Annotated in this window: 17 protein-coding genes; 7 read left to right on the top strand and 10 right to left on the bottom strand. The window is 69.9% G+C overall.

Going from position 1 to position 20,171, the window contains the following annotated elements; all coding sequences use genetic code 11:
- Positions 1-111: 111 nt before the first annotated feature.
- From HG543_RS15625 to HG543_RS15610, 4 genes are all read left to right on the top strand, one after another.
- On the top strand, positions 112-2,013 hold the full coding sequence (locus tag HG543_RS15625; RefSeq protein WP_343073366.1) for a hybrid sensor histidine kinase/response regulator: 1,902 nt from the start codon (positions 112-114) through the stop codon (positions 2,011-2,013).
- Entirely contained in the window at positions 2,010-3,170 is a 1,161-nt protein-coding gene (locus HG543_RS15620) for a dienelactone hydrolase family protein (protein ID WP_211193950.1), read from the top strand. The genes HG543_RS15625 and HG543_RS15620 overlap by 4 nt, the downstream gene beginning before the upstream one ends.
- A 119-nt stretch (positions 3,171-3,289) precedes the next feature.
- Positions 3,290-5,557 carry an ethanolamine ammonia-lyase subunit EutB gene (gene eutB / locus HG543_RS15615; RefSeq protein WP_169345561.1) on the top strand — a complete coding sequence of 756 codons (2,268 nt, stop codon included), beginning with the start codon at positions 3,290-3,292 and terminating at the stop codon, positions 5,555-5,557.
- A gap of 82 nt (positions 5,558-5,639) precedes the next feature.
- Positions 5,640-6,389 carry an SDR family NAD(P)-dependent oxidoreductase gene (locus tag HG543_RS15610; RefSeq protein ID WP_169345560.1) on the top strand — a complete coding sequence of 250 codons (750 nt, stop codon included), beginning with the start codon at positions 5,640-5,642 and terminating at the stop codon, positions 6,387-6,389.
- A 33-nt stretch (positions 6,390-6,422) separates the two neighbouring features.
- On the opposite strand, the gene HG543_RS15605 is transcribed toward HG543_RS15610, so the two are convergent.
- The 3 genes from HG543_RS15605 to HG543_RS15595 form a co-directional block, all read right to left on the bottom strand.
- The gene (locus HG543_RS15605) at positions 6,423-7,913 is read right to left on the bottom strand and encodes a phytoene desaturase family protein (RefSeq protein WP_169345559.1); all 1,491 of its coding nucleotides are present in this window, start codon (positions 7,911-7,913) and stop codon (positions 6,423-6,425) included.
- A gap of 222 nt (positions 7,914-8,135) precedes the next feature.
- Positions 8,136-8,714, bottom strand: coding sequence for an imm11 family protein (locus HG543_RS15600; protein ID WP_169345558.1), 579 nt, complete (start codon positions 8,712-8,714; stop codon positions 8,136-8,138).
- 2 nt (positions 8,715-8,716) lie between these two features.
- Positions 8,717-9,457, bottom strand: coding sequence for an AHH domain-containing protein (locus HG543_RS15595; protein ID WP_169345557.1), 741 nt, complete (start codon positions 9,455-9,457; stop codon positions 8,717-8,719).
- 166 nt (positions 9,458-9,623) lie between these two features.
- Between HG543_RS15595 and HG543_RS15590 the strand changes: the two genes are divergently transcribed.
- Positions 9,624-10,256 (top strand): pentapeptide repeat-containing protein, encoded by a 633-nt coding sequence (locus tag HG543_RS15590; protein ID WP_169345556.1) that lies wholly within the window; start codon positions 9,624-9,626, stop codon positions 10,254-10,256.
- Between the two features lie 58 nt (positions 10,257-10,314).
- On the opposite strand, the gene HG543_RS15585 is transcribed toward HG543_RS15590, so the two are convergent.
- Positions 10,315-10,671: a hypothetical protein gene (locus HG543_RS15585; RefSeq protein ID WP_169345555.1), complete on the bottom strand. Its 357-nt coding sequence runs from the start codon at positions 10,669-10,671 to the stop codon at positions 10,315-10,317.
- A 230-nt stretch (positions 10,672-10,901) separates the two neighbouring features.
- A complete protein-coding gene (locus HG543_RS15580) occupies positions 10,902-11,750 on the bottom strand; it encodes a zinc metalloprotease (RefSeq protein ID WP_169345554.1) in 849 nt (282 codons plus the stop codon).
- Between the two features lie 172 nt (positions 11,751-11,922).
- Here HG543_RS15580 and HG543_RS15575 point away from each other — a divergent pair, with 172 nt between their 5' ends.
- Together HG543_RS15575 and HG543_RS15570 are read left to right on the top strand one after the other, a co-directional pair.
- Complete coding sequence (locus tag HG543_RS15575; protein WP_169345553.1) at positions 11,923-13,068, top strand: tetratricopeptide repeat protein; 1,146 nt, start codon at positions 11,923-11,925, stop codon at positions 13,066-13,068.
- Between the two features lie 256 nt (positions 13,069-13,324).
- Positions 13,325-14,977, top strand: a complete 1,653-nt coding sequence (locus HG543_RS15570) for an Ig-like domain-containing protein (protein WP_169345552.1) — start codon at positions 13,325-13,327, stop codon at positions 14,975-14,977.
- Between the two features lie 405 nt (positions 14,978-15,382).
- Here HG543_RS15570 and HG543_RS15565 read toward each other — a convergent pair whose 3' ends face one another.
- From HG543_RS15565 to HG543_RS15545, 5 genes are all read right to left on the bottom strand, one after another.
- The gene (locus HG543_RS15565; RefSeq protein ID WP_169345551.1) at positions 15,383-16,138 is read right to left on the bottom strand and encodes an energy transducer TonB; all 756 of its coding nucleotides are present in this window, start codon (positions 16,136-16,138) and stop codon (positions 15,383-15,385) included.
- 282 nt (positions 16,139-16,420) lie between these two features.
- Positions 16,421-16,807, bottom strand: a complete 387-nt coding sequence (locus HG543_RS15560; RefSeq protein WP_343073365.1) for an energy transducer TonB — start codon at positions 16,805-16,807, stop codon at positions 16,421-16,423.
- Between the two features lie 210 nt (positions 16,808-17,017).
- Complete coding sequence (locus tag HG543_RS15555) at positions 17,018-17,770, bottom strand: energy transducer TonB (protein ID WP_169345549.1); 753 nt, start codon at positions 17,768-17,770, stop codon at positions 17,018-17,020.
- Between the two features lie 125 nt (positions 17,771-17,895).
- The gene (locus HG543_RS15550; protein WP_169345548.1) at positions 17,896-18,615 is read right to left on the bottom strand and encodes a response regulator transcription factor; all 720 of its coding nucleotides are present in this window, start codon (positions 18,613-18,615) and stop codon (positions 17,896-17,898) included.
- The coding region (locus HG543_RS15545; protein WP_169345547.1) for a sensor histidine kinase at positions 18,612-20,171 on the bottom strand (1,560 nt) is incomplete at its 5' end. The genes HG543_RS15545 and HG543_RS15550, both read right to left, overlap by 4 nt.

The following is a 20,171-nucleotide window of genomic DNA, read 5'->3' as shown; positions in this document are numbered from 1 at the left end:
GCCGGGGAGGGGCGACGTTGACCGTTTCGCTCGGGGACGTTGCAATCCCGGGCGTGGCCCGGCGTCTGCATGAAGGACGCCAGGGCCGGTTTCAGGCAGGGGAGTGACTCGGTGCACGCGACGCTGGTGGCGGTGCCCTTCGCGGTGGCGGAGGAAATCGAGCGCAGGTTGCGCGAGTCCGTGGCCGGGCGGGATTGCCATGTGGTGTGCGTGCCTGGCGCCTCGGCGCTGACCCCCTGCTCGGTGACGGAGGGGCTGCTCGTGGCCTGGGACGCCGGTGGCCCGCTGGAGGACGCCTTCGACACGTGCCAGCTGCTGCACGAGGCCCGCATCCCCTCGCGCACCCAGCTCGTGGTGCTGACGGAGCGCGGCCCCGAGGAGACGGAGGCGCTCTCCGAGGCCGGCGCCGACGAGTGCCTCGTGCCGCCCGGCCCGAACTGGGGCGCGAGGCTGGTGATGCTCAAGCGCCGCATCGCCGCCGAGCGCGCGGGCGCCGAGGTCCAGTCCCTGCGCCGCGCCGGGGACTTCCTGCGCAGCGCGCTCGACGCGGTGCCGGACCCCCTCTTCGTGAAGGACCGGCAGCACCGCTTCGTCGCCGTCAACGCCGCCTTCTGCGAGGTCATGAGCTCCACCCCGGAGATGCTCCTGGGCCGCTCGGACTACGACTTCGTCCCCGCCCAGGAGGCGGACGTCTTCTGGCGCAAGGACGAGCAGGTCTTCCGCTCCGGCAAGCCCGACGAGAACGAGGAGGTGCTCACCAACCCCAAGGGCCGGGGCCACCGGGTGGTGACGAAGAAGGCCGCCTTCACCGGCTCGGACGGGGAGCCCTTCCTCGTCGGCGTCATCCGCGACGTCACGGACCGCAAGCGCCTGGAGTCGCAGCTCATGGTGGCCGACCGCATGGCCTCCGTGGGCACCCTGGCCGCGGGCGTGGCGCACGAAATCAACAACCCCCTGGCCTACGTCATCTCCAACCTCTCCTTCCTGCGCGAGCGCCTGTCCCAGCCGGAGCTGACGCAGGAGCAGTTCGTGGAGCTGCGCGACGTGGTGGCGGAGGCGGAGGAGGGCGCCGGCCGCGTGCGCGCCATCGTCCGGGACTTGCGCACCTTCGCGCGAGCGGAGGAGGAGCGGCAGGGGCCGGTGGACGTGTCGCGCGTGGTGGACGGCGCGCTGCGGCTGGTGCGCAACGAGCTGTCGCACCGGGCCCGGCTGGTGTGCACGCTGGAGCCGGTGCCGCGTGTGCAGGGCAACGAGGTGCGCCTGAGCCAGGTGGTCGTCAACCTGCTCGTCAACGCCATGCAGGCGGTGCCGGAACGCGGCGTGGAGGAGAACCTGGTGCGCGTCTCGCTGCGCACGGGGACGACGGGGCACGTGGAGCTGGAGGTCTTCGACAACGGCCACGGGATGCCGGCGGACGTGCAGCGCCGCATCTTCGACCCGTTCTTCACCACGCGGCCCGTGGGCGAGGGCACCGGGCTGGGGCTGTCCATCTGCCTCAGCCTCGTGCAGGCCATGGGCGGCACCATCGAGGTGACGAGCGCGCCCGAGTGGGGCAGCTCCTTCCGCGTGGTGCTGCCCGCCCTCGTGGCGGAGGTGGCGACCACGCCCGAGGGCACGCCCGCGCCCGCGCCGAACCGGGTGGCGCCCCGCAGGCGGCTGCTCCTCATCGACGACGAGCCCGCCGTGGGCAGCTCGGTGAGCCGGCTGGTGCGGGACGTGTACGAGGTGCGTGCCGTCCAGGACGCCCGCGAGGCGCTTCGGTTGTTGACCAGCGGTGAGCGGTTCGATGCCATCCTCGTGGACCTGATGATGCCGGGCATGAGCGGGATGGACTTCGTGACGGAGCTGGAGCGGCAGGCTCCGGAACTGGCGCTGCGCACCGGGCTGATGACGGGGGGCGCCTTCACCGCGCAGGCACGCGAGTTCGTGGGCCGCCACTCCTCTCGGGGGCTCCTGGAGAAGCCCTTCGAGCGGGACAGCCTGTGCACCTTCGTCGAGCACCTGCTGCAATGAGCCGGGCCGTCGCCGGGAAGGCGCTGGCCGCGTCGCTGGTGGCGCTGCTGGCGGTGGCGCTGTGGGCGGGGCCGGACTGGCTGCGCGGGCTGTCCTTCGTCGTGCGCGCCGCGGGCATGCGGGGCGATGCGGCCGAGGCCCTCTCGCGCTGGAACACCGAACCCTTCGACGTGAGCGACTTGCGGGTGCCCACGCGGCACGGGCCGGTGCGCGCGCGGCTGTACCGGCCCCGGGAAGGGTGGGGTGGGCGCACGGTGGTGCTCACCTCGGGCGTGCACGCGGACGGCATCGACGAGCCGCGCCTGGTGAAGCTCGCGGGCGACCTGGCCTCGGGCGGACACACGGTGCTCACCCCCGAGCCCGAGGATTTGCTGCGCTACGAAATCACCCCGCGCCTGCCGGACATCCTCGAGGACGCCGCCCTGTGGGCCTCGGGCCAGAAGGAGCTGGCGCCCGACGGGAAGGTGGCGCTGTTCGGCATCAGCTTCTCCGGCGGGCTGTCGGTGGTGGCGGCGGGGCGGCCCGCGCTGAAGGACCGGGTGGCGGCCACGCTCTCCTTCGGCGGGCACGGAGACCTGCCCCGGGTGCTGGCCTTCCTGTGCACGGGGGCGCTGCCCGACGGCAGCCGGATGGCGCCGCACGACTACGGTGTGGTGGTCATCCTCCTCAACGTGGCGGACCGGCTGGTGCCGCCCGAGCAGGTGGAGCCGCTGCGCGCTGGCATCCGTACCTTCCTGCGCGCCTCGCACCTGACGCTCACCGACGGGGCGAAGGCGGAACAGACGTTCGCCCGGGCGCGGGCGTTCCAGGCCGAGCTGCCCGAGCCGGCCGCCACGCTGATGGGGCACGTGAATGCGCGGAACGTGGCGGCGCTGGGGCCGCTGCTCCTGCCGCACGTGAAGGGCTTCGCCGCGGACCCGTCGCTGTCACCGGAACGCTCGCCGCCGCCGGGTTCGCCCGTCTACCTGCTGCACGGCGAGGGGGACACGGTGATTCCCGCCATGGAGTCCGTGCTGCTGGCCCGGGCGCTGCGGCCGCACACCCACGTGGAGCAGCTCGCCACCCCCCTCATCTCCCACGCGGAGGTGGACCGGCAGGCGAGCCCCTCGGATGTACGGCGGCTGGTGGGATTCTGGGCGGACCTGCTCGACGAGTAGCTTGGGCCAGCAACGAACCTGTTTCACGAATACGGAACGGCCGGGCGGGCGTCTCGCAGCGAACAGGGGCGCACGTGCATGGCTTCCGGATTGAGGCGCCGGATACATTGTCCGGCGCCATGAGCGTGAGCCTCCGCGATGTCCTCACCGGCGAGGACGTCTTCGGCTACATCCACCGGGTCCAGGGTTTCTTCGACCAGCGCCTGTACCAGCAGGTGCTCGGCGCGGCCAACGCGTTCAAGGAGGGTGACGCGGCCCTCGGCATCGCCGCGGCGGACGAGACGTCCCGCGCCAATGCCCGCGCGCTCCTGTCGCGTACGAAGCTGGGCGACCTGCACGCACATCCTCCCTTCGAGGACCGGCTCCATGTCTTCATGCTGGAGGGGCTGGACGTGGCGCGGCTCTCCCGGCTGTCGGAGTGGACGCTGGGGCAGCTCAAGGGCTTCCTGCTGACGGCGCCGGAGGCGGAGGTCCACGCCATCCTCGGAGGGCTGGGCAGCGACGTCATCGCCTGTGTCGTGAAGCTGATGAGCGACGCGGAGCTGAAGGCGGTGGGCTCGCGCGTCTTCCACCCGCTGCCGGGCAGCAAGCTGGGGGCGAAGGGCTACCTCGGGGCGCGCATCCAGCCCAACTCGCCCACGGACCACCCGGACGACATCCGCTGGCAGGTGTTCAACGGCTGGTCCTTCGCGGTGGGGGACGTGGTGCTGGGCACCAACCCGGTGTCCTCCGTGCCCGCGTCCGTGGCGGCGGTGGAGGCGGCGCTGCACGACATCCTCGTCACCTTCGGGCTGACGGAGGTGATGCCCCACTGCGTGCTGTCGCACATCGACGTGCAGGCGCAGGTGGAGGCGCGGCAGCCGGGCACCACCGGCATCTGGTTCCAGAGCCTCGCGGGCAACGAGGCGGCCAACCGCACCTTCGACGTCACCATCGAGAAGATGGTGGCGTACGCGGCCCAGCGCACCGGGAAGTACGGCCTGTACTTCGAGACGGGGCAGGGCGCGGACGCGACGAACGGGCACCATTACGGCTGCGACATGCTCATCCACGAGTCGCGCAAGTACGGCTTCGCGCGGGCGCTGAAGGCGCGCGTGGCGCTGGCGCAGCTCGGGGCGGGGCGGGCGCCGGAGCCGTGGGTGCATGTGAATGACGTGGCGGGCTTCATCGGGCCGGAGGTGTTCCGCACCCGCGAGCAGCTCGTGCGCTGCTGCCTGGAAGACATCGTCATGGGCAAGCTGCACGGGCTGATGATTGGCCTGGACGTGTGCTCCACGCTGCACATGGACGTGTCGCTGGACGACTTGGGCTGGTGCCTGGAGCAGGTGGCGCAGGCGGGCCCCGGCTACCTGATGGCGCTGCCCACGCGGAACGACCCGATGCTCAGCTACCTGACGACGGCGTTCCAGGACCACGTGCGGCTGCGGGAGAAGTTCGGTCTCAAGGTGGATGACCGGATGTGGGCCTTCTTCCAGGCGCTGGGCGTCATCGACGCGAGCGGCCGGCCCACGGAGCACTTCGGGGACCCGGCGTGGGTGTACCTCCAGTACCGGCGGCGCAAGGGGGACACGCGCCCGGACGCGGAGGTGCTCGCGGAGGCGAAGCGCGAGATGGCGGCGGTGCGCGAGCGCAGCGTGCCGCTGGCGGTGGGGCACGGCGAGCAGGTCTGGGACCTGGAGCCGTCGCTGGAGCGGGAGCTGCGCTCGCTGTACGAGGACGCGAAGGCGGGCATCTGGTCGGAGCTGTCGGCGGACCTGGTGGCGCGGCTGCCGGACGTGGTGGAGCTGCGGACGTGCTCGGAGGACCGGCGCGACTACATCCTGCACCCGCCCTCGGGCGAGCGGCTGGACGGGGCGTCGGAGCTGGCGGTGCGGCTGCTGCGGCTGCGGCAGGCGGGGCAGTGGGACGCGCAGATTGTCATCTCGGACGGGCTGGATGCGCGCTCGCTGATGGACGAGGGGCACCTGTTGCCGTTCCTGACGGAGCTGCGGCGCGAGCTGACGGCGGCGGGCTGGAGCGTGGCGCCCGAGCACCTGGTGGTGAAGTACGGCCGCGTGCGCGCGGGCTACCAGGTGGGCGAGCTGCTGTTCGGGGACACGGAGGAGGCGGCGCCGCGGGCGCTGGTGCACGTCATTGGCGAGCGGCCGGGCTCGGGGCACCATGCGTTCTCCGCGTACCTGAGCGCGCCGTCGGCGCGGGCGTGGGGGCAGCAGGGCCGCGTGGACCACGACATCACCCGGCTGATTGCCGGCATCTCCGACACGAGCGTGCGGCCGGAAGCGGCGGCGCGCGAGGCGGTGCGCATCCTGGCGGAGCTGGCCGCGTCCGCGCGCACCGAGCCGCCTACGGTGGGTGGCTCCGTGGAGGCGCGGGGGGCCCTGAGCTGAGAGGCTGTCGCCGGAAGTCGACAGGGGTGGTCCGCGACGGGATGCTGCTGGCTTACCTCGGAGCGCTTCTGGAGGACGCGGCATGCTGCTGGAGAACAAGGTCGCCGTGATTTACGGCGCGGGCGGTTCCATTGGTGGCGCGGTGGCCCGTGCCTTCGCGCGCGAAGGTGCCAGGGTCTTCCTCGCGGGACGGACCCAGGCGAAGCTCGACACGGTCGCCGAGGGCATTCGCGCCCAGGGCGGCGTGGCGGAGACCGCCGTCGTGGATGCCGTCGATGAGCGGGCCGTGGACGCGTATGTCGAGAGTGTCGTCACGCGGGCCGGACATGTGGACATCTCGTTCGATGTCATCGGGTACGGAGACGTCCAGAAGCCGCTGATGGAGATATCCGTCGATGACTTCCTCCAGCCCATCACCATCGCCATGCGGACGCACTTCGTGACGATTCGCGCGGCCGCCCGGCACATGCGCGAGCGCAAGTCGGGTGTCATCCTGACATTCGGCGGCTCTGGCCCCCAGACACTGCCCGGACTGGGGGGCTTCAAGGTCGCGCTCGACGCCATCGAGGGCCTGCGCCGTCAGTGGGCCTGCGAACTCGGGCAGCATGGCATCCGCGTCGTCACCCTGAAGACCGGTGGCATCCCCGAGTCCATCCCTGAGTCTTTTGCCGGGAGGGAGGAGATCGCCGCGAGCATCCAGCAGGGCACCCTGCTGAAGCGGGTTGCGACGCTGGCCGACGTGGGCAACGTGGCCGCCTTCGTGGCGTCGGACCTGGCGCGCACCATGACCTCCACGGAGGTCAACATCTCCTGCGGCGCCATTGTGGACTGAACGGGCGAACGGCTTGGAGGCCTCGCGCCACCGTCAGCTCCGGGCGGCGATGCTCGCGGCCGTGCGCACGCCGCCCACCGCGGTGGCCAACGTGCTCTGCCCGGGGAACACCGAGTCCCCCACCAGCCACAGTCCGTCCAGCACCTGCATGGGCCCGAGGTTCCGGTAGTTGGCCAGCCCCGCGCGTCGGGGCACGCCGCCCACCGCGCCGCCCTCGCGCTGCGTGAAGCGCTGATAGGTGCGCGGTGAGGCCGTCATCGTGTGCGTCAGTCCCGCCATCCACTCGGGCGCGAGCTGCTCCAGGCCCTGGTGCATGCGCGTCTGGATGCCGGACAGGTAGTGCCCCTGGTCCTCCGACGTCATCCGCGCCAGTGCCTTCAGCGGCACATGCGTGGACACCGTCACCGTGCGGTGCCCGGCGGGTGCGCGGCCCTCGTCCGCCGCGCCGCTGATGGACATGAACAGGTGGTTTCCCTCGATGAAGGGTGCGCCCGTGTTCCGCACCAGCTCCAGGTGGTGCGCGCTGCCGTTCTCGTGCTCCGGCGCCCGAACCACGAGGTACAGCATCGCCGCGCCCCAGCCCTCCTCGATGCGCTCGGACAGCGCGCCCAGCCGGGGGAGCTGCTCGGGAGGCTGGCCCAGCAGTCGCGTCACCCCGCGCGGCAGCAGGTTGGCCACCACGTGTCGCGCGCGCAGCTCGCCTTTCCGCGACGATACGCTCCAGCCCCCTGGAACCCGCGTGAGCGACTTCACCCGGTTGGCGAGCAGCACCGTGCCGCCTCCCGCCTCCACGGCCCGGGTCAGCGCCTCCGCCAGCCGGCCGATGCCGCCGCGCACGTGGCCCGTGCCGCGCCAGTAGTAGTCCATGGCCGCCAGCGCGAAGAGGGACTCCGCCTCGCCGGCGCTGCACTGCACCGTGATTTGACAGAGCGCGTCCAGGTACGTGCGCAGCGGTGTGAAGCCCGAGAGGCCCAGGTGCTCCAGCACCGCGCCGAGGGGACGTCCCATCCAGCGCAGCAACTGCGCGTACTGGAAGGCGCGGCCCGCGTGGCGCAGCAGGGCCTTCACGTCGAGCGGCGGTAGCAGGTCCGGGTCATCGAACAGGGGCCACAGCGCCCCGGCCACGCGGGCCTGCAGGGCGAACAGCCGCCGGATGCCGGAGACGGGGGCGCCGGGCAGGGCGCACAGCGAGTCGATGAAGCGGGCCCGGTCCCGGTGCACGGGCAGCCGCAGCTCCGGCGTGCGCAGCTCCACCACGGGGTCCAACCAGTCCACCGTCACGGCCATGCTGTGCTCGCGAATCCAGCGGCCGAAGAGCTGGTGAGGTTCGAAGCCGGAGAACAGCGTCGCGCCCGCCTCGAAGGCGTGGCCCTCGCGTCGGAACGTGCTGGCGCAGCCGCCGGGATAGTTCAGCGTCTCGCACAGCGCGACACGAGCGCCCCGTCGCGTCAGCTCCAGCGCCGTGGCGAGCCCGCCGAAGCCCGCGCCCACCACCACCGCGTCGTACCAGGTGCTCGACATCATCCAAGGCCGGGAACCCGCGGCCGGGTCCTCGGGCCCGCGGTACCGCCACCGTGGCCCGGAGCGGCGTCTGCGCTACTAACGAGCCCCACCTGCCCGCGCGAGCCTTTCCACGATGGGAGACGGGCACCCGGCCTCCCGGCGCCAGGGACGGCGAGGGAGCACCCCGAGCTAAGCGCCCTCTTCCAGGAGAGGGTGTTTGAACTCGCACAGCTCCTGGCCCCATCACCGGAAGCCGGCCGAGTCGTTCCAATCGGACACGGGGATGAAGCGCAGTCCCACCGGTGGTGGTGTGAGACTCATCGCCCGGTCCACGACGCTGCGGTGGAAGAGGTGCACCACTGCCTCCTCCAGGCGAAAGGCGAGCCGTTCTTCTAGCGGCACGGCGCCGAGCACGTCCTCGTCCAAGACGAGCTTGTCGATGCCCAGCACGCCCCCATCGTCCTCGTCGAGGCTGAGCACCGAGCGCGCCCGGTCCACGCACGAGATGCGCCTCCACATGTGGACCAACCAGTAGCGCAGCACCGTCTCGCCCACGTGGACGTCCGCGGGGACCCACTGCACGCCGGGAAGCTCGAGCTGCGCCAATGCCTCCATGAGGCGTCGCGACACCACCGGCGCCGGCAGGCTGTGGTGGTCCACCATGATGGGCTTGCTGGGCACTGGCTCGCCCAGCTTGAGTTGCACCGGCTCGCGTACCTCGACGGCCCTGGACTTCAGAAAGGGGAGGGAGTCCTGGTCCCATGCCAGCAACGGGTGCTGCTGCGAGCGTGCGCGCATTAGGACGAAGTAGTCGGTTTGCATGGTTACGCTCCCACCTGTAAGGGGCGTGCGGCGAGCGGCCGGCCCGTCTTCCCGTGGACGATGCCGTGCTTCCGCTTCTGCGTACACATCCGGCGAGGCTTGTCCTGGATGCTGGTGGCGTCAGCGCAGCCGACGCCGCCCTCCTGGTAGTCCAGGCCATCGCTGCTGAGCGTCCACTGCCCCCGCGCCACCTTGCCCATGATGTCATGGCTCAGCTTGTCCAACTTCCTGGTGAGCGAGAGCGGATTGGCGCAGCACGCCCCCTCCGCGACGGACTCCGCGACGCGCGCCAACTTGGCCTTCACTGCGTCCGGGTACGCCATGTCCAGGTCGAGGGCCCAGCCGTGAGCGTGGTTTCCGCGGTGGACCGGGACATGGAGCTCGCAGGCAGCGTCCATCCGAGAGGGCAACATCACGCCGTTCTCCGCGCGGTTGATGTCATAGCCGAACTCACGGCAGAGCCGCGCCCACCTCTCGTCGTCCGCCATCGCCTCGGAGCAGATGAGGTGGTGCGCGGCGATGGACCAGCGCCCCGTGTACCAGTCGTGCGTCTCCGGCTCCCGCCCGTTCAGGATGGCCTCGCTGAGCCACATCGAGTTGCCGATGTGGCTGCCCCACTCCGGTGCGAAGGGATGCCCCGGCTTCCCGCAGTACTCGCAGGGAGGTTTCTTCGGGGGCTTGGGCCCGTCTCCCGGCTGGGACTGGAGGAACATGACGCGGCGGCCACGAATGATGACGGGCATGGAGGGAGCAGACCGCCATGCCCGCCAACCCATGAATTGCACCCAGGGGCATCACGTCATGCGATTCACGACAAGATGGGCACCCGGCCTCCCGGCGCCAGGGACGGCGAGAGAGCACCCTGGGCGGTGACACTCGCCGGGAGTACGGTGGAGCCCGGCTACGAACATGGACAAGAGATTTTTCAAATTCAGGTGGGAGTCCCCGACCCGATTCAGCGACGAAGAATTCGAGTCCTTCGACTTCTCCGGCACGGATTTCACGGGCGTCTTCTTCATCAACTCCACCTTCAAGAACTGCCTCTTCGAGAAGGGGACACCCGGCAATCTCGCCTTCTTCGGCTGCGACTTTCGCGACTGCACCTTCACCGGGTTCGATTTCAGGCGTATCAGCGTCGGCGCCGAAGGCGGCTTGTTCGAAGGCTGCCAATTCAAGAAGTGCAACTTCACCGGCCGGCACTTCGAATATCCGCACTTCGAGAACTGCGATTTCGACCACTGCAAGCTCAAGGGCGTCAACTTCAACGACGCATCCTTCTCGCGCTGCAGGTTCATCGGGAAGATTGAAGACTCCACCTTCAACGGCCTGTATCACAAGAAGTCGACAGGCCACCCCCCGCTGCGGGAAGTGGACTTCTCCAAGGCCATCCTGGGCGACTTCGTGACCTTCGAGAACTGCGACCTCTCCACTTGCATCCCCCCGGAAGGGCGCGAGTTCTCGGAGCTCCTGTATCAAATCTATAAAAACAAACCCGGCATCCTGAGCACCGGGTCTCCGGACCGGATCGTCATACAGGGTTGATGGGGGCCCCGCCTGAGCCATGCGCCCCGACGGGGCCTCATTTCGGGTGCGCCCTTGCCTAGAGTGACACGCAGTTGGGATATGCCGGATTGCGCACGTAGGATTCCCAATTGGGAGCGTAGCCGCTCGCCTCCCCATACCAGCAACCGGCGCTGTAGGCTCGGATGACGTATCCAGGGCAGGACGTGATGGTGCCAGACCCGCTCGCCGGACACCGCCACTCGGCGGTGCCTGGATTGGGCCCGCGGAGTCCTCCGACCACCCGGATATAGCTGACGGCCGGCGAGCACGTCGCGCTGATATCCGTGCGCACGTACTTCACGTTGTTGCTCCACCAGATGTAGGGCCTACCCGGGGAGACCGAGCACGTGGCCATGGCGGAGACCTCCTGGTCATCCACGGTATCGACTGGCATGTCTGAAGTCGCCGGTCCGCCGCACCCAGACAGAACGAGACTCGCTCCTCCGAAGACAAGCCACCAAGGCATTCTCATGTTTGCCCCCTGCGTTGAGCCGTCATTTTATTTCACTGGCGGTGAAGTGTGCTTCTTTCAACGGAGCAAAGCAAGCGGCAGGTCCCGTCCGGGTGGCCATGAGCTGAAGGCGAGCGGGCACGAAGGCCCGCCCGGCCCTCACGTCCCAGCGCTCAGCGATACATCAGCGCCTGGTTGTCCATGCGCGCGGCCTGTCCCGGGGTGAACTCGTAGATGCAGGCGTCGTCCATGCTGCCCATGTAGTTGTGAATCGGGTCCAGGCCCGGGGACACGCAGGTGTCCCGCCCGTCGGCGCAAACGGAGGCGGGCATCGCCAGCGGCGTATCCGCCACGCCGTCATCCGACGTGCAGCCCGTGGACGTGTGGCTCAGCCCGAGCCAGTGCCCCACCTCGTGCACGGTGCTGTCGCCCTCGTTGTATGGCGCCGCCGTGCCGCCCGGCAGCGTCGTGTACAGCATCACCACGCCGTCGTTCTTCGGATTGCCAGCGTAGCTGGCGGGGAATGTGGCCCACCCGAGCAGCCCGCCGCCGGGCCGCGCCGTGTACAGGTTGAGCGACTCCTTGCCGCCCCGGCGCAGCGTGGTCTTCGCGTTCCGCTCCGCCGTGCTGCCCGGAGACATCAGGAACCACGTCGAGTTGGTGGTCCGCGTGATGGTCTGCAGCTCGAAGTAGAAGGGCGTGTCGCGGAACGCCGTGTTGAGCACGTTCAGCTGCTCGAACACCATCGAGTCCGGGACGTCCCCGTTCGACAACCCCGTCCCGCTCCGGAGCACGTGCACGTACGTGGGCACGCGCACCGAGCCCGGCAGCCGCATCGCCCGCACGGAGCGCTCCGCGCCAGGGTTCACCTCCGTGGGCTGCTCCGTGGCACACCGCGCCGCCATCGCTTCCGTGGGCGCGTCGTCCACCATGGGCTCCAGCTCGCCACCACAGCCCCAGGCCAGCATGCTCCCGACCACGAGCGCCAGCGTGCCGCCTCGCTTCATGACCTGCTTCCGCATGACTCCTCCTGTGTGTGCCTCTACGGCCGTGAATCGGAGAGGACCGTACTCTCCGCCACACAGGAGAAACGAGGCGCACCGCGACAGGTCGTGTCTTTTCATTTCGGGTGCGCGCTGACCCAGGTCCGGAGGCGTAGACTGGGAGGGCTGCTTCCACTGAAAGGCCCTCCGCTTGCGCCGCTCACTCCTCGTCCTTGGCTGCGTGCTCGTCCTGGGCTGTGCCTCCACGCCGAAGTCGAAGCCCGCCGCCGCCGCGCCCGCGGAGGCTCCTCCGCCCCCGGCTTCCGCTCCGAGCGCCACACCGGAGTCGCCGCGCTACCTCACCCCGCAGCAAATCCTGAAGCGCCTGGAGGACTCCCAGGTCGCCTACTCCGTGGAGGGCAAGGACTCGCCGCCGGGAGGCTGGGCGGACGCGCTGTGGCCCCAGCGCGTGAAGGCCGTGGACTACCCGCGCGTGGTGGTGCGGGGCGGCGAGCGCGTCATCCAGCCCTGGCCGGAGAACCCCCAGGCGAAGGCGCTGTACGACGAGGCCGAGCCCCACTTCCAGGCGAAGCGCTACGACGAGGCCGCGAAGCTCTACACCCGCGCCACCGAGGTCTGCCCGGACTGCTACGTCGCATGGATATTCCGGGGCGACGCGGCCTACTTCGCCGGCGACCCGGGCACCGCGCTGGGGCACTACCGCAAGGCGCTTGCCATCAACCCGAATGACCACCGCTCGTGGTTCTTCCTGGGCAACGCGCTCGTGCAACTGGAGCGCTACGACGAGGCGCTGGAGGCGTGGGCCATGTGCCTGACGCTCAACCCGCGCTACCCCGTCATCCGCCAGTTCTTCCGCAACAACGCGAGCCTGGGGCTGGTCATCAACGAGGACGCCATCGTCCCCCGTGGCTACGCGGAGCGCACGCCCCAGGGCATCTCCATCCAGTTCGACCCGGACCACGACCCGGCGTGGCTCGCCTTCGCCAACTGCAAGGCCTTGTGGCTGGGCGAGCCGTCACACCGTCAGGAGATGACCGGCACCACCAAGGAGCACTTCACCTCCGTGGAGGAACTGGAGTGCCTGGGCTCCGCGCTCGCCGTCCACATCGGCCAGAAGGAGCAGGGGAAGACGGAGTCGTCGGACCCCACGCTGGACCGGCTGTATGTCATTGCCCAGGACGGCATGTTGCTGGAGGCCGTGCTCTTCGAGGTGGGGGCCCGCGTGCACCCCCAGCTCGTGCTCACCATGGAGGAGTCCTCCCGCCAGCGCCTCAAGACCTACGTGCTGGAGCACGTGCTGGTCCCCGTGGCGCGGGCGGGGAGCTACGACCTCTAGCAGGAGGCTGCGTCAACGGGCACGAAGACGAACCGAGGAGATTTGGGGCTGGATGAAAACGGTCGAGCTCCAGCACGCCCCGCGTCCAGGTTGTCTTCCTCGTCCATGTCAGGTCGTGTGGTTTTCCCGAAAACAGTGAAATCCAGACATGCCATGCAATGGCTTCACGCCAGGATCGGGGATATCCCTTAGGCGATCGATTTCAAAAGGCAACTTCCTGAAACGGAGCGTATGGGAATGCATTAGAGTCGCGGGCATGCGATTCTCCCACTCCTGGCTGCTCCTGCTGCTCGTCCTCGCTGGTGGCTGTGATAATCCACGCGGACTGAGCGTGACCCTTGTCACCCCCGAAGACGCCACGTCCACCCGCGACACCGTGACCGTCCAGGTGACGAGCACCGGACAGCCCGAAGAGATCGAGCTGCTGGTGGATGGCGCGCTGCTCGCCCCGCTGTCCGCCCCGTACACCTATGAGTGGGACACGCGCGCGCTGCCCGAGGGCATGTACGTGCTCACCGCGCGCGCCCGGCGCGCGCGCCAGGAGGCATTCAGCCTGGGCCACCGGGTGATCGTGGACCGGACGGCGCCCCAGGCGATCCAAGGCACGCCCGAGCCGGGAAACACCAACGTCTCCGTGCACGCGACCCTCGAGGTGCGCTTCTCCGAGGCGATGCGTCCGGAGTCCTTCACGCGCGAGACGGTGCGGCTCGAGCGTGATGGCAAGCCGGTGGAGGCCACCTGGACCCTCGAAGAGGCGAACACCGTGCTCAAGGTGAAGCCCGCGGCGCTCACCGCGCCGGCCGCCCTGACACTGCATCTGGACGCGGGCCTCACCGATCCGGCGGGCAACGCGCTCGTGCTGCCCGAGCAGCCCTGGACGTGGCGCGTCCCCCGGCTGTTGAGCGTGGGGGCCCCCGCCATCCTTGGTCGCGACGCGCGCGGGATGGCGCTCGACCCCGCGGGATTCCCCGTGGTGGCGCGACTGGTGGACCTCTGGCCGGACGTGCAGCTCTTCCGGTGGACGGGCTCGGCCTGGGAGCCGCTGGCCCAGCGCGCCGCCGGCCCCGCGGACTATGCCCCCGGCAACTACCGGACCGCGCTTCGGTTCGATGGCGCGGGCCAGCCGGTGCTGGCCCTGGATCAGAACTGGGGCACGTTCCACTCGGGCTTTCACAATGCCCTCACCGTGCAGCGCTGGACGGGCTCGGCCTGGGAGCCCCTGGGGCCGAAGCTCGTGGACGCGAGCCTCGTCGGCCTGCACCTGGACGCCACGGGCGCTCCCGTGATGGCCTGGACGCAGACCGTGTGGGACGGAACCCGCTGGAAGAGGATGCCGCACGTGCAGCGCTGGCAGGACGGCGCCTGGTCCCCCCTGGGGACGCTGGATAACCCGGTCGCGGCGTTCGCCATGGGCGAGGACGGCACCCCCGTCGTCGCGCTCGTCGAGCAGCCCGTGGCCCCCGAGGGCACCACCTTGCAGGTGCTGCGCTGGACGGGTCTGGCCTGGGAGTCCGTGGCCGGGCCGGTCTCGACGGGCGGCCCGACGCCTGCTTCGCGCTTCGCCCTGGAGTTGGATGCCGTGGGGCGGCCGGTGGTGGCCTGGTTGGAAGGCACCACCCTGCGCCTGGTGCGCCTCGAGCAGGGCGCCTGGACTCCGCTCGCCCACCTGGAGGGCGTCAACCAGTTCGACAGGCTCCGGCTGGACACCACGGGCGCGCCCGTCGTCCTGGTGGGCCCGGTCGAGGGCGACGCGAAGTCCCTCCAGGCCCTGCGCTGGACGGGCTCGGCATGGGACGACCTGTCCGGCGTCTTCGTGGGCACGAATTACGAGGGAGCGGGACAGCTGGAACTCGATGCCCAGGACCGCCCGCTGGTCCTGTCGGGCGAACTTTGGGTGCCCAACCTCTAGTCCGGAGCACCGGGTGGCTCCTGGTGCTCGTCCTCGCTGGTGGCTGTGAGCCACGCCTGCACGGCCCCTCCAACGGCGTGGCGCACAGCCAGGCGGTGCAGCAGCTCGACCGGCCCGTGCCCCAGCTCCACGCCGCACCGGGCAGAGACGCTGGAGGGGCACACTGAGGGCACATGAGGCCACGCGGCCAAAGAAAAAGCCCAGCAATCCGGTGAGATTGCTGGGGGTGCGTACCGGCTGGGGCGAGGACGTCTCCTCCGGCCACCTCTTCGCCTTTGTCGGCCGGCGGGGCGACCGGGTCAAATGCGCCTGGCCCGGTTCCGTGACTCCGCCCGTTCAAGTTTTGGCGCATCACACCGGCCCGCCAAGGCAACAACCGGCGCGAACGCATCCATCAGACAGAGCCTAACGCGGCAGCTTGAGCCGGATGGTGAAGACGTAGGACACGCTCACGGGCCGGCCCTGGAACGTCACCGGCCGGTAGCGGCGGCTGTGGAGGGCATCCACCACGGCGGCGTCCATGTGCGCCAGGCCCTTGATGATGCGGCAGTCGCGCACGGTGCCGTCCACGGCGATGACGCACTTGGCGATGAGCGTGCCCTCCACGCGGGCCACGCGGGCCTCGGGCGTGTAGTCGATGTTCTGCCCGCCCACGAGCACCGGCGGCGTCATGCCCGAGCCGAAGGGGAGGACCTCCGTGCCCGTGCCACCCTCGCCGCCTCCCGTGAGGCCGGGGATGAGCGGCACGCCGATGGCCGTGCTGTTCGGGTCACCATCCGGGTGGCCGCCCACGATGCCTTCGCCCCCCGTGTGCGCCGTCTCCTCGGTGTCGCCAGAGCTGGTCGGCGCGGGGTCGGGCTCCACGGGCGTCGGGTCCGCGGGCAGCGGCTGCACCTGCGTGGGGATGCGGTCCCTCTTGGGAGGACGCGGCTTGGGAGGCGTGGTGGGCTTCGGCCCGGCGGGAGCCGGAGTCCCCTTGGCCAGGTTGGGGCCCTGGGCCAGCTTGAGGATGTATTCCTTGTCGGGCTCGGGGGGCGGCTCCGAGGGGCGGGCGGAGATGAAGAGCACCCCCACGAACAGCGCCGCGTGCACCCCGAAAGACACCCACATTCCCGCGCCAAGACGTCCTGCTCGCTTCGGCTCGATGACCGACTTGAACATAGCGGCTGCTCCTCCAAGGAAGGGCGCCCCCGGTGACGTCCGCACCTCACGGACCGGCACCGACGTGGGCTGGCTTTGGAGCGCCCCATCCACGCACGATTCAAATTACGGATTCGCAATCGCGATATGGCGGTGAGTTGTCCATGTGTTGGTCACGGTTTTGTCATGAGGGTTGCTCGCTTGCTTCAATGACTGTCACCGTGAAACAGCACCGCCCTCCAACCCGGGTGAGCGGGGGAGGGCGGCCTTGGGCAGACATCGTGGATGGGCGGAGTCGGGACGCTACTTCGCTGGCGTGAGCCGGACGGTGAAAGTGTATTTCACCTCCACCGGCGTGCCCTGGAACATCACCGGCGTGTAGCGCCGGGCCTGTAGAGCCTTCACGACGACGTCATTCATGGGCTCCACACCCTTGATGACCTCGCAGTCCCGGATCCGACCCTCGCGGGTGATGACACACTTCGCAATCAGGGTTCCCTTCGCGCCCGCCGCGATGGCCTCGGGGGTGTACTCGATGGGCGGACCCTCCAACAGCTTGGGAGGCGTCATGGGTGGGAAGCAGAGGAAACCCTCGAACACGGGGGAGGTGTCATCGGAGTCGCCCTCGCCGGGAGTCGTCGCCCGCGCGGGGTGCGCACAGAGGAGCGACACCGCGACGAACAGGGCCACGCGGCCTCCCCTGGACAACGCTCGTCGTCCGGTGGCTGACTCACCCATGCCGGAATCCCTCCTCGACACACGTGCTCGGGGCTCGGTGTGTCTTGCCCCGTTGGATGTCATTGTGGGCACCGCGAGTCCCGCAAGGGCGGAGGGACGGCCATCACATGGTCATGGTTCTGTCATGACGTCTGCCCGGCCGCCCCCGCGCCCGCCGCCGGCCTACCTCGGCAGCTTGAGCTTGACGGTGAAGCTATAGGACACGCTCACGGGGCGGCCCTGGTACGTCACCGGGCGGTAGCGCCGGCTGTGGAGGGACTCCAGCACGGCCTCGTTCATGTGCGGCAGACCCTTGATGACGCGGCAGTCCTTCACCTGCCCGTCCACCGTGATGGTGCACTTGGCGACGAGCGTGCCCTCCACGCCGGCCGCGAGCGCCCCCGGCGTGTACGCGATGGGCTGGCCTCCCAACATCACTGGCGGCGTCATTCCCGGACCGAAGGGGTGGAGCTCCTCCGTCTGTGAGTACGACGACACGAGCTGGTCCATCAGGACGTCCGTGACGCCGATGGGCCCATCCACCGGGGGACAATCCGTCGACCCCGCGGGGTGTCCGGTGGCCCCGTCATCACTGGACGCCGCCTGCTCGTCCGTGAGGGACGAAGTCGCATCGGGCTCGGCGGGAAGCGGCTCGGCGGGGAGCGCCTGCACCTGCCGCGGCGCCGTGTCCCGGCGGGTCCGTGGCTTCACGGCCTGCTTCGGCTGCGCGGGCGCCGGAGTCCCCTGGGGCGCTGCCGGCGACATCGGCACCACCCAGGGACGCCCCTCGAACGGGTCCGGCTCGGGCGCGGGCGGAGGAGGCCGGGCGGAGATGAAGAGCACCGCCACGAACACCGCCGCATGCACGCCAATGGACAACCAGACACCCGCGCCCAGACGTCCCGCCCGCTGCCGCTCCATGACTGAATTGAACATCTCCGGATGGCTCCCCTCCGGACGTGCGCTCCGGAACTCGGAGTGCTTCGTCCCAGCTGGAGTCACCCTACGCAGTCACGAAAGTGGAATGGCCGGGGTCCGGCCATCGCTTCGTCATCGTTCCGTCAAGGCGAGGAGAGGACTTCCAGCCGGTAGCCGACGCCGCGGATGGTGTGGATGCTGAAGCCGGAGGCGCTCGTCCAGCCGAGCTTCTTCTTCAGGCTGGAGACGAAGTTGTCCACCGTGCGCGGGTCCACCACCACGTCCCGGCCCCACACCGCGTCCAGGATTTCTCCCCGGGGCAGGGCCCGGTCCTTGTGGCGCAGCAGGAAGGCCAGCAGGTCGAACTCGGTGCGCGTCAGCTCCACGTCCGTGCCGTCCGGCCGCGTCACCGCGCGCCGGCCCAAATCCAGCGTGAAGCCGCTGAACGTCATCACCTGGGGCGGGGGCGTGCCGGCCCGGCGCACCAGCGCGCGCACCCGGGCGAGCAGCTCCCGCAGCCGGTAGGGCTTGGTGAGGTAGTCCTGCGCGCCCGCCTCGAAGCCGCGGAGGATGTCGTCCTCCAGCGAACGCGCGGTGAGCATCAGCACCATGCTCTTCACGCCCTGGCTGCGCAGCCGGCGGCAGAAGCTGTAGCCGTCCTCGCCCGGCAGCATCACGTCCAGGATGAGCAGGTCGAACTCGCGCTCGCGCAAAAGCGGCTCGGCGTCACGGGCGGACGGGGCCTCGGACACCGCGTAGCCTTCGTCCTGCAGGTTGTCGCGCAGGCCGATGCGCAGGTGCGCGTCGTCCTCGACGATGAGCACGGTGGGGCGGGTGGAAGGAGGCGGGGTCGCGGTCGTCATTGTTGCTGCGGCTCGAGGAAGGTCAGGGCGAACGTGGTGCCCTCCGGCCCGGAGGATGCTACCTGGATGTCGCCGCCGTGAAGCCTCATGATCTTCCGGCACAGTGCCAGCCCCAGGCCACTGCCATGCACTTCCGGTCCGGGCTGGGTCAGCCGGTAGAAGTCCTGGAAGACGTTCTCCCACTCGGCCACGGGGATTCCGATGCCGTTGTCCTTGAAGAGCACGGTGCAGAAGTGGCCGGGAATCACCTGGGCCTGGATGGAGATGACCACCGGGTTGCGCCGATTGTAGGCACACGCGTTGCGGCCCAGGTTGGCGAAGAGCAGCCGGAGCAGGGACGGGTCGGCCTCCAGCTCGGCGTCGCCCAGGTCGGTGGTCAGCTCCAGCGGCACGGTGGTGGCGCTGGCCAGGTCGTCACGCAGCGGATTCACCAGCTCCTCCAGCCGCATGCGCGAGGTCCGCAGCTTCCAGCGGCCCTTGTCGATGCGGTTGAAGGACAGGATGTTCTCCACGAGGAAGTGGAGCCCGTCCGCGGCCTGGACGATGCGCAGCGGGTAGTCCCGCACCTCCGGGGACTGGGACAGCTTGCGCTCCAGCGTCTCGCCGAGCAGGCGGATGGAGGCCAGCGGCGTGCGCAATTCATGGGAGACGGTGGCCACGAAGTCGCTCTTCAGCTCCAGGTAGCGGTACTTGCGCTGCTGCGACACCAGCGACAGCGCGAAGATGGCCACGGCGAGGAAGCCGCACACGGCCACCAGCACCGTCTTGAGGCCGTAGCGCGCCTCGATGTCCGCCTCCGCGCGGGCCCACTGGGGCATGTCCACCTCCAGCCGCACCGCGTGGATGGGCTGGATGGGGCCCCCGGGCTTGAGCCGCAGCCGGCCGTCCGCGTCGAAGAGGCGGCGCGCGCGCATGTCGTCGGCGATGGGACGCAGGAGCGCGTTCACGTCCACGGCGATGCCGTACATCGCCTCGCCCCGCTGCTCCAGGTACCACTGCTCGCCCAGCAGGATGGGGCCTTCCAGCCCGTCGGGCGTAATCAGCATGCCGGCGCCCACCTCGGTCGCCCGGTCGATGAAGTCGTCGACGGGCTCTCCCAGGGTGGTGCTCAGCCAGACGATGCGCTCGTGGAGGAAGTCGAAGTCCGTCTGGGTGAAGTGGGAGCGGTCCCTCAGCAAATCGCGCTGGAGCCCCGCTCCGCGCGCGAAGCCGCCGAAGTCCTCCGGCAGGCCCTCGCGCAAGAGCGCCCGGACCAGCGGCATGGTGGCGGGGCCCCGCTTCAGGCGCTCCACCGCGAGCAGCAGGAAGGGCAGCTCCTGCGCGGGCGTGAGCGGGTTGGCGGAGTGGTAGCGGAGCAGGTCCTCCGTCAGCGTGGTGGCGCCCCGCGTGTCCCCGGCGGTCAGGGCGGCCTCCACCGCGCGCAGCCGCGCCAGCCGCTGGTCCCACCTTCCCGCGGGCGCGCCGTCCTTGAGGCGCTGGGCGAGCAGGTCGTACGTGTCGCGCGCGGGCGACTGGGTGCCGGGCCTGGGGCGGGTGAGGCGGGGGAGGAACTGGTG

It is taken from the genome of Pyxidicoccus fallax (genome assembly GCF_012933655.1).
Lineage (GTDB): Bacteria > Myxococcota > Myxococcia > Myxococcales > Myxococcaceae > Myxococcus > Myxococcus fallax.
This window is presented reverse-complemented; position numbering and strand designations above follow the sequence as displayed.